At 54.8% G+C, this 13,613-nt stretch carries 8 protein-coding genes and 1 pseudogene; 3 read left to right on the forward strand and 6 right to left on the reverse strand.

The genetic code is table 11. From position 1 onward, the window contains the following. Both IKB43_06900 and IKB43_06905 read left to right on the forward strand, forming a co-directional pair. The coding region (locus IKB43_06900; GenBank protein ID MBR2469863.1) for a superoxide dismutase at nucleotides 1-92 on the forward strand (92 nt) is incomplete at its 5' end. A gap of 18 nt (nucleotides 93-110) precedes the next feature. Then, entirely contained in the window at nucleotides 111-743 is a 633-nt protein-coding gene (locus tag IKB43_06905; GenBank protein MBR2469864.1) for a PH domain-containing protein, read from the forward strand. A gap of 299 nt (nucleotides 744-1,042) precedes the next feature. Here the strand turns inward: IKB43_06905 and IKB43_06910 are convergent, their stop codons facing one another. The 6 genes and pseudogenes from IKB43_06910 to IKB43_06935 all read right to left on the reverse strand — a co-directional run bounded on the left by IKB43_06910 (nucleotide 1,043) and on the right by IKB43_06935 (nucleotide 10,935). Next, nucleotides 1,043-3,172, reverse strand: a complete 2,130-nt coding sequence (locus IKB43_06910; protein MBR2469865.1) for an elongation factor G — start codon at nucleotides 3,170-3,172, stop codon at nucleotides 1,043-1,045. A 241-nt stretch (nucleotides 3,173-3,413) separates the two neighbouring features. Then, the gene (locus IKB43_06915; protein MBR2469866.1) at nucleotides 3,414-4,070 is read right to left on the reverse strand and encodes an EcsC family protein; all 657 of its coding nucleotides are present in this window, start codon (nucleotides 4,068-4,070) and stop codon (nucleotides 3,414-3,416) included. A gap of 51 nt (nucleotides 4,071-4,121) precedes the next feature. Next, nucleotides 4,122-5,972 carry an MBOAT family protein gene (locus IKB43_06920; protein MBR2469867.1) on the reverse strand — a complete coding sequence of 617 codons (1,851 nt, stop codon included), beginning with the start codon at nucleotides 5,970-5,972 and terminating at the stop codon, nucleotides 4,122-4,124. A gap of 812 nt (nucleotides 5,973-6,784) precedes the next feature. After that, nucleotides 6,785-7,732 (reverse strand): annotated as a pseudogene (locus IKB43_06925) (hypothetical protein). A gap of 44 nt (nucleotides 7,733-7,776) precedes the next feature. After that, on the reverse strand, nucleotides 7,777-9,504 hold the full coding sequence (locus tag IKB43_06930) for a hypothetical protein (GenBank protein MBR2469868.1): 1,728 nt from the start codon (nucleotides 9,502-9,504) through the stop codon (nucleotides 7,777-7,779). 132 nt (nucleotides 9,505-9,636) lie between these two features. Continuing rightward, nucleotides 9,637-10,935, reverse strand: a complete 1,299-nt coding sequence (locus tag IKB43_06935; GenBank protein ID MBR2469869.1) for a histidine--tRNA ligase — start codon at nucleotides 10,933-10,935, stop codon at nucleotides 9,637-9,639. Between the two features lie 156 nt (nucleotides 10,936-11,091). Here IKB43_06935 and IKB43_06940 point away from each other — a divergent pair, with 156 nt between their 5' ends. After that, nucleotides 11,092-13,020 (forward strand): hypothetical protein, encoded by a 1,929-nt coding sequence (locus tag IKB43_06940; GenBank protein ID MBR2469870.1) that lies wholly within the window; start codon nucleotides 11,092-11,094, stop codon nucleotides 13,018-13,020. The last annotated feature ends 593 nt before the right edge of the window (nucleotides 13,021-13,613 follow it).

Here is a 13,613-nt window from a genome sequence, read left to right on the forward strand (position 1 = left end):
ACTACATCGACTACCGCAACCGCCGTCCGGATTACCTGAAGGCGCTCTGGAGCATTGTCAACTGGGAAGAAGTCAACAAACGCCTTGGCTAGTTGTTCAACGAGCGGCTTATGGACAACGAATTGACGCTTTTGATAGGGAAGGGCGAAAAGATCCTGTACGCAGGTAAGCCGGATAAGACGTGCTTCATTTTCGAATGCATTTTCAATCCGCTACTCCCGTTTGCGGTATTGTGGGGGCTATTCGACATGTTCTTTATCGGGGCGGCTTTCTCTTCGGATAAGGCGGACGAAGCAGCCTTCTTTATCGTTCCCTTCATGGCGCTCCATCTGATGCCGGTGTGGATTTACTTGGGCGGGGCGCTGCTCTCGTTCAGGCGGTATCGCAATACGGCCTACATTGTCACGGATAAGGGAATCTACGCATCCGGCGGTATCTTTGGGAGAACTTACAAGTCAAAGCCGTTTGCGGAACTTTCGCATGTGGATTTGCACCGCGGCATTTTTGATCAGTGGTTTGGCGTGGGCGATATCATTACGACCTCTGCTCAGGCTAATCCCGCAACGCTGAATGGGCGTAGAACATCTACCAACGCGGGTATTTCTATTGACAGCATCGCCAATTATGCGGAAGTGTACAAGCTCGTGAAACAGCTGCAAGAAGACATCTACACCGACGTGATGTACCCCAACGACTTGCGTCCCGCGGAAAATCATGGGTATAAATCCAGGTATCGCGGGTAGAGGCTTTGGATTGTGCTTGAGCAAAAAACAGTATTAACCGGGGGCGGTTGCGAGAGAAACGGCAGCGTAGTAAGTAACTTAGCCGAGTCAAGCCGTTTCGGTCGTCCGTGAGCAACAAAGCCCCCGGTATTAACCGGGGGCGGTTGCGAGAGAAACGGCAGCGTAGTAAGTAACTTAGCCGAGTCAAGCCGTTTCGGTCGTTCGTGAGCAACAAAGCCCCCGGTATTAACCGGGGGCGGTTGCGAGAGAAACGGCAGCGTAGTAAATAACTTACCCGAGTCTAGCCGTTTCGGTCGTAATTATGCTCTAGCCTTGGCCTTGTCGCCGTACTTCTTGATCAGTTCTTCCTGGATGTTCTTCGGCACCGGAGCATACTTGGCGAATTCCATGGTGAATTCGGCCTTACCCTGGGTCATGGAACGCAGGTCGGTAGCATAACCGAACATTTCAGAAAGCGGGACTTCGGCGGTAATGGTGGTGGTGCCCATTTCTTCGCTAGTTCCGGTGATGGAACCGCGGCGCTGGGACACGTTACCCACGACGTTACCCTGGAATTCCGTCGGCGTGGCGATTTCGACCTTCATGATAGGTTCGAGAATCTGGGCACCGGCCTTGGCGAAAGCTTCGCGGAAAGCCATGCGGGCGCAGATCTGGAACGCCATGTCAGAGGAGTCCACCGGGTGGAACGCACCGTCCTGGACTTCCATCTCGATACCCACCACCGGGAACCCGATGAGGGAACCGGCTTCCATGCAGCTCTGGAAACCCTTGTCGCAAGAGGGGATGTATTCCTTAGGAATACGGCCGCCCACGACGGAGTTCACGAAGTTGTAAACCTTGTCGGAGTCGCCTTCCACAGGCATCGGGCGCATCACGCCGGACATCTTAGCGAACTGACCCGAACCACCGGTCTGCTTCTTGTGGGTGTATTCGAACTTGGCTTCGCGGGTGATGGTTTCGCGGTAGGCCACCTGCGGGGCACCGGTCTGCACGTCCACCTTGTATTCGCGACGCATACGTTCGATGTACACGTCCAGGTGAAGTTCGCCCATACCCTTGATGATGGTTTCGCCGGATTCCTTGTTCACTTCCACCTGGAAAGTGGGGTCTTCCTTGGTGAAGCGGTTCAGGGCCTTGGACATGTTGTCCAGGTCGTCGCGGTTCTTGGCTTCAATCACGAGTTCGATAACCGGGTTAGGAACGTGCATAGAAGTCATGTTGTAGTGGTTCTTGCCGTCGGTAAAGGTCGTACCGGAGGCGCAGTCGATACCGAACAGGGCCACGATGTCGCCAGCGCCGGCTTCGGTGATATCCACCATTTCGTCGGCGTGCATACGCACGAGACGGCCCACGGACACCTTCTTTCCGGTGGCCATGTTGGTAATCATGTCGCCCTTCTTGAGGGTGCCCTGGTACACGCGGATGTAGGTGAGCTGGCCATAGCGGTCGTTCACCAGCTTGAACGCGTAGCAGACGAGAGGAGCGTTGTCTTCGGACTTCAGGACAACTTCGGCTTCGTTGTTGTCCAGGTCGAGGGCCTTGTTTTCGACGTCGGTCGGGCAGGGGAGGTAGTCGATAACGCCGTCCAAAAGCTTCTGAACGCCGATGTTCTTGTGGGCAGAACCCATGAACACGGGAGTGATGTCCAGACGGATGGTGGCTTCGCGGATGGTCTTCTTGATGAGGGCCTTGTCGATTTCATCTACACCGTACTGGCCTTCCATGGCCTTTTCCATAATTTCGTCGCTGTAGTCAGCGCAGCAGTCGATGAGCTTGGTGCGGTATTCGTTGGCCTGATCCACCAGTTCGGCGGGGATATCCTTTTCGATCATGTCGTCGCCGTTGGCGCCTTCGAAGTAGTAGGCCTTCATTTCCACCAGGTCGACCACGCCCTTCAGTTGGTCTTCGAGACCGATAGGAATCTGCATCACGCAGGGCTTGTGGTTCAGCTTTTCGCGGAGCATTTCGGACACGCGGAGCGGGTTTGCACCGGAGCGGTCGCACTTGTTCACGAACACGACGCGCGGCACATGGTAGCGCTTCATCTGGCGGTCAACGGTAATAGACTGGGACTGCACGCCTTCCACGCCGGTGAGCACCAGGATAGCGCCGTCCAGCACACGGAGAGAGCGTTCCACTTCGATAGTGAAGTCCACGTGCCCCGGGGTATCGATGATGTTGATGGAGTCCTGTTCACCGCTCTTGGTGTGGGTCCAGTTAGCAAACGTGGCGGCAGACTGAATCGTGATGCCGCGTTCGCGTTCAAGTTCCATGGAGTCCATCGTGGCGCCGACGCCGTCTTTACCACGAACTTCGTGGATAGCGTGGATACGCTTTGTGAAGTAGAGGATGCGTTCGGTGAGGGTAGTCTTACCCGAGTCGATGTGGGCAGAAATACCGATGTTTCTGTGTTTTTCGATGTTTTTCATTTTTTATTCCACAAATGGAGTTGATGTTTGTTTGAGTTGCGCCCAAATGTAGAAAAAAAAGCCCCCGTTCTCAAGGGCTTGCCATCCACAGGTGCCTATAGTGAGCAAAAAAGCCCCAGTTATTAAACTGGGGCGTTTGCGGTCTTTATAAGGGGGCTATTGTAGGTAATAAACTCCGGCCCTAGCCCCCTGGCTCGCACTTCGTTGCTCACCACCCCGAAAATTCGGAAAAGAAAGGCTTTTATGCGGTAGGTTCGTCGGTGGACTGTTCGTCGCAGGGCTTTTCGTCTTTTTCCTGATCTGCCAGTGCCCTAAAGTAGGCGGCAGCCGTCTTTCCGACTTCTAAGGTGTCGTAGAAGGCGTAGGCACCGTTCCCGAGGGCCCCGATGGCCGGAATTGCCCGCAAAAGAGTCTTGCCCAGCAGCTTGGAGGAGATGCTGGCCCCGATTTTTGCAAGAATGGCCTTGATGGCGGTAGCGGAAAGCTTCTGCACGATAATCCTGCTGCCCGTGCGGACGGCAATGTCCCGCAAAAGCTGGGCGGCACTGTGCCGGAACAGGCACCAGATCATGGCTTCCCGGCTGAGCAGGGCCAACTTGCCGTAGCTGGCGGCAATGTCCGCTACCAGCTGGGCCTGAATTTTCCAGATGGCGGCAATGTCCGGGATGGCAGTAAGGATACCCGTGATGCCTGCGGGTATAGAAAGGGAGGTGCTGACCGTAGCCGATTTCCAGGCGGCCCGCTGGGCCAACAGCCTGGCCTTGTCGTCGGGGTTCTGGATGGGGGTATAAAGGGAACCGGGGATATCCGTAATCAGCTCGAAAAGGAGGGTGGAAGCCTTTTCCGATATCTTTTTCAGGGTCTCTTTCTTGTCTTGCTTTACAATTTCTTCGGCCATAGGAACCTCTGCCAGGGAATGTAGTAAATCGAGTTAAAAAAAGCTAAAACTCTAGAACTGGAAGTAGATAAACGGGCAGCTGTCGGCGCTCATGAACTGGTACATCACGAAGATGATGAACGCCGTGCTTGCAACCATCAGGGGGATGGGCTGCGAAGCGAACATGATGCGGTAGCGGCTCTTGAATTTTTTGGGAATCCAGTGGATAAGCATGCCGGCTACAAACACCAAAATGATGTTGATGTGTTCCCAGGCGATGGTGCCGAGAGTATCCCACTTCCAGGCGGTGCCCATTTGCTGGACCATGTTCTTGGCGGTGTTCCAGGCCACTTCGTTGGCCTCTGCCGGGTCCAGGTTGGAGCCTGCGCGGAAGAAAAGGCGGGTAAAGGTGATGAACACGAAGGTGAGGCTCACGTTCCAGGCCACATAGAGCCAGTGGAAGGTCTTGTCGCTGAACAGGCGGAAAACCAGCACGGAATAAATGCCCAGGAAGAGCACGCCGAACCACACGGTGGTAATGGCGAAAATGGCGATGTGGGTCTGCTTGAATGTGATGGCGCTGACGGCAAACAGCAAGAATGCGGCGACGGCACGGAAGTTGATGCTCCGCTTGACCCAGATCTTGTTGAACACCTGGCCGAAACCATTGAGGCCACCCCAGATGATAAAGTTCCAGCTGGCGCCGTGCCACCAGCCGCCTACGACCTGTGTCGCCATGGCGTTCATGTTGGTGGTGATAAACTTGCGGGAGTCGGGCTTGACGTAGGCATAAATGGCGATGTAGAGGAAGAATACGCCCAGGGCGACACCCACCCAGACACTGCCCGAAAGTAAAACGGCCACCAGGCTTAGGAATCCCATCCAGAAGAAGGTGCCCACAGAGGCGCCACGGTTACCGCCCAGCGGGATGTACAGGTAGTCGCGCCACCAGCTGGAAAGGGAGATGTGCCAGCGCCGCCAGAATTCCGTGGGGGAGAGCGCCTTGTAGGGGCTGTTGAAGTTCTGGGGCAGGCGGAATCCCATCAGGAGCGCCACGCCGATGGCGATGTCGGTGTAGCCCGAGAAGTCGGCATACACCTGCAGCGAATAGGCGAACAGGGCAATCAGGTTTTCAAGTCCGGTGAACAGCAGGGGCGTATCGAACACACGGTCCACGAAGTTGGTGGCCAGGTAGTCGCTCAAGATGACCTTCTTGGCAAGGCCGTTCAGCACCCAGAACACGGCAATGCCGAAGGTGCGGCGGGGGAGGAAATATTTTTTGTAAAGCTGCGGCACGAACTTGTCGGCTCGCACGATGGGGCCCGCCACCAACTGCGGGAAGAAGGTGAGGTAGAACCCGAAATTCAGGATGTTGTCAACAGCCTTGATTTTTCCGCGGTAGATGTCGATGCAGTAACTGATGGCCTGGAAGGTAAAGAAGGAAATGCCCACCGGCAAGATGATGGTATCTACTAGGGAATTTGTGCCGAACATCTTGTTGCTGGCCGCCGCAAAGAAGTTATAGACGTGCAGCTCGATGCCGGTAAAGTCCCGCAGGGCGTCCAGGAAGAAATAGGAATACTTGTAGTAGCACAGCACCAACAGGTCGATAATGACCACGATGATCATCCAGAGTTTCTTTTTCCAGTGCTGTTCGGCCTTTTCGATCCACTTGCCGATAAAGAAGTTCGCCACCACGCAGAACACGAGAATGCACACGTAGCTTCCGCTGGTCTTGTAATAGAAGAACATGCTGGTGGCAAACAGGAATGCGTTCCGGAGCAAAATGCGGTTCTTGACCAGGGTGAGGATGGCGAACACCACGGCGAAGAAACCCCAGAAGTAGAACTGCGTAAACAGCAGTGGACTGTTCGGGTCAAACGAAAACGTTCTAGTAAGATATGGTATCAAGTAATCCAACATAAAGTGTCATCCTGTTACCTGTTGCCTCTTTCGTCTTTCGTCTGTAGGGCCGTAGGCCCGTTCTCTCGTCTAGTCTGTGCGGGTAAATTGGCGATGTGGTCTTGGTAGGCCTGGATAAGGGCCTTGTAGAACAGGTCGCCCAAAAGGTTGTAGCCGGACAGGTTGAAGTGGACCTTGTCCTTTTTGGCGAGGCTTGCGTGTTCCCACTTGGCCATGGAACCCAGGCCGCCCATGATACTGAACTTGTCCCAGACGCCAGCCTTGTGCTTGTCGGCCAGCATAAAGAAGGACTTGCGGGCCACTTCGCCATTGCCGTGCTGCACGAACTTTTTCCGCTTGACCTTGCGGAACATGTCGTTGTTGGTCTCGAAGATAAACGCCACGTCGGGGTTTACCCTCTTGAACCGTTCGATCAGCCTGTCGTAATCTTCACGGAACTGCTTGTCGTTAAAGCGCTGCACGTTGGCATCGTTGATGCCGATGGCAAAAATCACCAGGTCCGGTTTAAAAAACGCCATCTCTTTTTCGAACTGTGGGCAGACTTCTTCGAAGTAGTCGTGGACCTTCGCACCGTTGATGCCTACGTTGGTGTAGATGATTCCCGGAGAGTCGTTTTCGGAAAGGATTCCCGTGAGGGTGAATCTGGGCCGTGCATTTTTCTTGACCGAGTCGGGGACGGCTGCAGGTTCCGTGAAGCAGTGGTCGTCGGGATTGTTGGTGGGGTCCTGTTCCCCTTCTTCGTAGTTGATGTTCGCCTTCTTGGCGGCCAGTTCGGCGCACCGGTCGCGGGCCGTAGAATCTTTGGTCTTGGCTTCTTCGCGGGCGAGACAGGCGGTGTCCAGCACGTCGCATTCCCCCTGGAACATGGAGTCCCGCGCCACCTCTGGCGCTGCGTTTTGCAGTTGTGCGTTCTGCAGGTTCAGCACGTTGGCCGGAACTTTTGCCTTCTCTGTCTTGCTGGAATCTTTGCCGTCCAAAACCGCACCTCGAGCCTCGGGCCCCGAGCCTTTCTCGTCTGACTTCAGCGAATCCGTCTTCAGGGAATCCGCCAGCCTGGCGAGGGAATCCTGCAGCAGGGAGTCGTTGATGAACTGCGCTATGGAAGCCTGTTTTAAGGAGTCCATCCAGCGGAACTGAATCTGGATGGTGTCGATGGGACGCGGACTTTCGAAAACGTAACTCTGGCTTATGGTGTCGTGTACGCCGTAGATGTCGGTGGAATCCACCCGCAGCACGGGAACCACGTCGTTGTTGTCGCTGTAGCCGAACAGGCGGAAACGGGTCTCTCCCCAGATGGGGGCGGAGTTGTACTTGTCCAGCATCAGGGTGATTTCGGCACGGGGGTCGCTGGTGCTGACCGCAATGCCCAGCAGTCCAAGCGGTTTAGAAATTTCGCGCTGGACGTTCTTGTTCTTGTCCCAGATGCCCTTGTAGTAGCTGGCGTAGCTGGAGGGCGTGTTGGTGCGGGCGGCGGAGTAGGGGAACACGAAGCCGCGGCCCGCCGAGGCTCCCGGGTATTCCTTGATCATGTGTTCGCGGATACGGCCCGAAATCACGTCGGCTTGCAGGTGGGATCCGCCTACGTGCATGATTCGCACCTGCCCCTTGTTCTCGAACACCAGAGTGTCCATCTTTTCGAAAAACTTGGTGAAGGCCTCGTTCCCTTTGGGGAACTGGATGATGTTTAAGGTGGTGTCGATAAAGTCGTACTTGGCAAGGTCCAAGCTGTAACTGCCGGGGGCGATGGTCAGGTCCTTGGCAAAGGCCGAAAGGGCCGCGAGGGCGACGACGAGGAGGAAGCGGATCATGGGGCGGCATCCTCCTTCGTTACGCTAGAATCCTGTGTGGGGGTGTTAGGGGGTGTCCCCCTAGGCGAAGGGGTAGCGGATGACGCGTCAGCGCCAGGAGCGGGGGGAAGGCTTTCCCCCTTTGTTTCGCTGGCAGAACTGTCTTGCCCTAATTCCGAATTCTGAACTCCGAATTCCGAATTCTCCTTCCACTGTTGCAATTCCTTCATCTTTTCGTCGTTGAGGCCGTGGCGGTCGCGGAACTTGAAGTAGTCGTAGTGCATGCGCAGTGCCGCGCAGAACAGGTCTCCCATGTAGGCGGCGCCCCTGCGGGTGAAGTGGATGTGGTCGGTGAAGCCGAGAGCGGGTTCGCGGTTTGCCCACTTGATCATGGAGCCGTTTCCGCCCATGACCCGGTGCATGTCCCAGTAGGCGGCGCCGTTTTCGAGAGCCACTTCGCGAAGGGTCTTGATGGTGAGGGGGAGGCCCGGGTAGGTTTTCCATTCGCCATCCACCTGTTTTGCCATGTCGGCGGGGCCGATGAACAGGATGTCGGCGTCGGGGTTCGCCTTCTGGATAGCCTGGATTTGCTTGGTGATGAGTTTCTTGGTCCAGTCCACATTGCCGCTGTTGGTGCCCGGCACCAGGTTGCCGCCGTATTCCATGATGATGAGCCGGGCGTTCATGGCCTTGTAAGATTCCGCCAGCAGTTGTGAATCGATGCGGTGGAAGACCGTGCCCGAAGAGCCGCGCATGGCCACGTTATCGACGGCCACACCGTAGGCGCCGTCGGCGGAAATAGCGTAGATTTCGGCGCTTCCGTCCAGGTAGATTTTGATGTTGGAGGTGGTGTCGGGGAGTTTCCAGGTATAGACGTTGAGCTTGGTGAGCCGTTCTACTTCGGGGGCGGCCGCCGTCTCGAAGGCAGTGCGCTTTTTCACCTTGAAGGTGCTGTCTTCGTTCAGGCCCACGGTATCTGCGTAGGTGCGCTGGTAAACCAGCTTGAGCCGTAGCGACCCACGCTTGCCGGCGAGGACCTTTACCGTAGAGTAGCCGCCTACGTGGGGGAAGGCGTTCTTGCGGTCTTCCCGTTTCTTGATGCCGATGACGGCGGATCCTTCCAGGTCGGCGAACTGGGCCAGGGGGCCGTAGCGGTTGTGGTCCGCCTCTTCTTCCTTGGGACCGAACAGTATGTAGCGCTTGAGTTCCCCTTCGTTCCAGTGGCTGGTGGTCTGGGATGGGATGGTAAGGATGGGCGGCATCATGCCCGGACCTGCGCCGCCGAATTCGGCCTGCAGGTCTTCGCGGATGGTGGCGGAAATGCGGTCTTCTTCCAGCTGGGAGTCTCCGTAGTGGACGATGTGGACTACGTTGCTGTCCAGTTCCGCGAGCTGAAGGTGCAAGAAGAAACGGTCGAACCAGGCGGGGTCATCGCCCGGCAGGTCGAAGCGGGTCTTGCCGCTCTTGAAAAAGTCCTCGTAGTACTTGAGGGAGTCGCTGTAGGCCGCAAATTCCTTCCTCTTGGTGGCTTCCATCATTTCCCGGATGGCCTCTTCGGGGTCCACGGCCGTGGAGTCGGCGGCGGAGTCCTTGGGCGCCTGCTTTTCGAAGATGTCGGTGAGCTTCGGGTAGCGCAGGGTGTATTCGCCCACCTTGATGCCACCGTCAGGATAGACTACGGCGATGACGCCGAGGACGACGAACAGGCTGATGATGGAAAGAAGGACTTTGAGGGGGGACATCATATAGTAGGCAGTAGGAAGTAGTTATTAGTTACTAGTTACTAGTTACAAGAGATTTTTAGATACAAGAAGTGTTTTGTTGTCTGCAACTCTAGTAACTCGTAACTTAGAACTTGGAACTGTCGCAAAGCGACCTTAGTCTTTTCTCACCTCGGTTTTTAAGCGTTCAACGATGGCGTCTGCGTTACCCACGAACATTTCGCCGGTGCGCATGTCCTTGTATTCGAACTCGCCGGCCCCTGCCTTGGAACCATCCACATAGACGACGATTGTGGCACCCTGGTAGTTGGCCTGGTCCAGCTGCTTGCCCATCTTCATGGGGGCGAGAGGGTGGGACACAACGTTTCCGCCTGCGCGGAACATCTGGGCGGTCTCGAAGACCTTCTTCATGTCGTTTGTGAAGCTTGCGATGTAAAAATCCACGCTCTGCTTGGGGCTGGGGAGCAATTTGTGTTCGGCCAAAAGGTCTGCCAGCACCACGTCGCCCATGCCAAAGCCCACGCCCGGGATCCGCTCGCCGCCCAGTTTTTCGGTAAGGCTGTCGTAGCGGCCGCCGCCGGCGATTGCGCGCATGGATTTGCCCTTGTCGAAGACTTCGAACACGATGCCGGTGTAGTAGGCGAGACCGCGGACAATACTCAGGTCCAGGTTCACGCAATCGCCGTAGCCCGCGGCAGCGAGCGTCTCAAACAAATCTTCGATTTCTTTGAGTGCGGCGGCCGCGTTTTCACTCTTCACGGCGCTGCGGACTTCTTCGAGGCTCTTGCAGCTCATGAAGTCGTCCAGCTGCTTGATCTGTGTTTCGGAGAGGCCTGCTTCGGTGAGAGCCTTGGCAAACGCCTCGGGCCCGATTTTCAGGCGGCGGTCCAGCACCGGGTAAACAAGGGCCGGGTTCGGCGCACCGATTTCTTCCAGGTAGGTGGCCAAGAGCTTGCGGCTGGAGACGCCGATGGCAAATTCGTTGTCCTTCAGGCCGAACTTGCGGAGCATGGTGGCGATGGCTGCCATCAGGTCGGCTTCGGCGTAGATGCTTTCGGTGCCGATAATGTCCATGTTCAGCTGGAAGAATTCGCGGAGACGGCCCTTCTGTGCCTTTTCGTAACGGAATAGGCGCGGCATAGAGAACCACTTGAAGGGCTTCTTCAGTTCCCGGGCCTTCTGGATGACCAGGCGGGCAAGGGTCGGGGTCATTTCGGGGCGGAGCGCGATTTCGCGGTCGCCCTTGTCCTTGAAGTTGTAAAGCTGGCTCACGATTTCTTCGCCGGACTTGCCCGTATAAAGCTCCAGATGCTCGAACATGGGGCCTTCGTATTCTTCGTAGGCGAAACTTGCGGCGGTGCTCCGCCAAGTGTCAAAGATGTAGTTCTGGATGCGCTGCGCTTCCGGGTAAAAATCGCGGGTGCCCTTGGGCAACTGAGGGATAGAAATGCTCATAGTGGGCGAAAATTTAGAAAATTGGGCGTTTTGCGGGCTGAAATGGGTTGTGAAAGTCCGTTGAAAAAGGGTCGTTTTACATTTTTTTCCTAATTAAGTGTGCTTTCCCGTTATAAAAAGAATATATTACTGAAGGGGAGCATTTGGAAGGTGTCTATGAGTCTTTTTCAAGGAAGAAGTTTTGTGGTGTTGTGCATGGTGGCCGCCAGTTCCATGTCGGTTGCCTTCGCCAAACAGGTGAATGTTTCTACTACCACCGAATTGACTTCGGCTACTTTGAATGCCAAGGCGGGGGATACCATCTGGGTAGCTTCGGGCAAGTATGAACTGCCCTCATCCAACTGCCAAAACGACAAGTTCGTGAACGAGACTGGCCGCGATTGTGGCCGCATCTGGCTTGGTGCCGACGGTACTGCCGCGAATCCGGTGGTCCTCGCAGGTTCGGACCCTGCAAATCCTCCTGAGATTTATGGTACTGCAGTCAACAGCAACTACGGTATCCACGTAACGGGGAATTACGTTGTTCTTAAAAACCTGAAAATCCATACCTTCAGTAAGGGCGTGGTGTTCGATAATTCTGTCGGTGCCCTGATGGAAGACTGCGAGGTGTACCACACGGGAACGGAACTGGTCCATGTTCGGGATTCCAGCCAGCAGGTGACCTTGAACCGCAACTTTATTCATGGTTCTGGGTTCGATGTTGCCCAGTACGGTGAAGGTATTTATGTTGGCACTTACTATAAGGGTTGGGCGTCGTCGCAGCAGTCCGATAAGAATGCCGGTTTTTGGGGCGAAAGTGCATCGCAACACCGTTATAGTGGTTATGACTGGCGCGTGAATGATACGAAGATTACATGCAATATTGTGAAGGCGACAACGGCCGAGAACATTGACGTGAAGGAGGGAACTGTCAGGGGCGTTGTCCAGGGTAACATGTTTATTGGGGATAGTACCAATTATGATGGCCAGGTGGACCATGATGATGCGAACATCGACATGAAGGGTGCTTCCTGGACCGTTACCGGAAACTACTTCTACAATTCGCTCAAGCAGGGATTGCCCTACTACAATTCCCATTTCCGTTACTATGTAGAGGAAGTGGTGATGCCTGCAGATGGAAATAAATCGGGATCCAATGTAGGCAAGTATGAATCTTTTGTCAATTATCCGGTCACCGCCGATAAGTATGCCCAGAAAGGCTGGTGCGACAACAGCGGCACTGACAAGAACGACTGCGTAGAAAGCAAGAACCACGTGGTAGAGGAAATACGGGATGTCCGCAATGACTGTGCGGAACTTTTCAAGATACCGGAGTCTGGCATCGGGTATTCGTCAAGCTTTACGCCGCCGTCCAGTGCGTCGGTCAACCCGTCCAGTTCTTCTTCGGCCATTTCCTCTTCGGGAAGTACCTCTTATGAGACCGTGCGTTACGAAGCGGAAGATGCGACTTGCACCGGGTGTACTGAAAAGACAAATCAGGCTGCATCGGGCGGTAAATATATGCGCACCGAAACGACGGGTAACATCACCTTCAATGTCAATGTACCTACTGCTGGGACATACACGGTCACAATCCGTTTCAGCAACACCGCTTCAAACGCCAAGACTCAGGATATCTACGTAAACGGAACCAAGGTGAAATCCCAGGAATTCCCGGTGACCCTTGAAGGAAACTTGGGCGGGGCTGCCGCGGCCTTTGAGGATATGCCGGTTCAGGTATCGCTGAAGGCGGGGGCCAATACCTTCGCTATCATCAAGAACTGGGGGCATGTGGACATCGACTACATCGAGGTGGCTGTTCCTAATCAGAGCGGTCCGTCGTCTTCGGCGTCGGTGACATCGTCCACGTCCGCAATACCCGCCATTACGGTAAACGGCTCCTCGTTCAGGGCCTATGCCGTGGGCAAGTCCATTCATCTTGAAGGGGTGCGTCCAGGCCAGGCTTGCGCTGTGTTGGACATGCAGGGGAGGGTGCTACACTCTGGCCGGATTCCTGCGGCGTCGGGCGTTTCTGTTAGCGTGACCCGCGCAGGTGTTTACCTGGTGCGGGTCGGCTCTGGGGTGCAGGTCGTGAAGGTTCGCTAGAAATCACTTATTTCAATTCGAATTTTCTCGAAATCGCCCACTAAATAGTTCTTCTGTTTAGTGGGCTTTCTATTTCTCTCGGCTCGTAAAAAGCCTCGATAAGAAATACTTTCTGAATATACCTTTATTTGTGCGGGTTTGTTAGCGGTTGGATCGCTGGTTGCGAGCCCATTTTTCGAGGTTGTTTGCGGGTTTTACTCTCTAATCGTCGCAAAAGTTGTCGTATTGTATTTGAACAAACGGAGGGCAGTCTTTGCAAATTTTGTTGCCGTAGTCTACGAAAATTTTGGAGTTGCTGTGTCGCTTGATGAAAAATTGGTAGGTTTCGGTAATAGTAGAATCTGGTTGTCTGTAGGATGTGATTTTTATTGTCCAGTTGAAATTTTCTAGGTCGCGATTGTCTTGACTCCAGGAAAAATACTCGCTGGTGTCTTTCGTTGAATAGATCAAGGAATCTCCGGCTGCGATTTCAACATATAGGGAGTCCGTATCTGCGGATGTGTGAACGATAATTCCGCTTCCGCATAACAACTCGCCAAAAAGAGTTGAATTCAGATCGCAGGAACAAAGCAGAAGGAGTAGAAGGGCAATCA

The sequence above is a fragment of the Fibrobacter sp. genome (assembly GCA_017503015.1).
Classification (GTDB): Bacteria; Fibrobacterota; Fibrobacteria; order Fibrobacterales; family Fibrobacteraceae; genus Fibrobacter.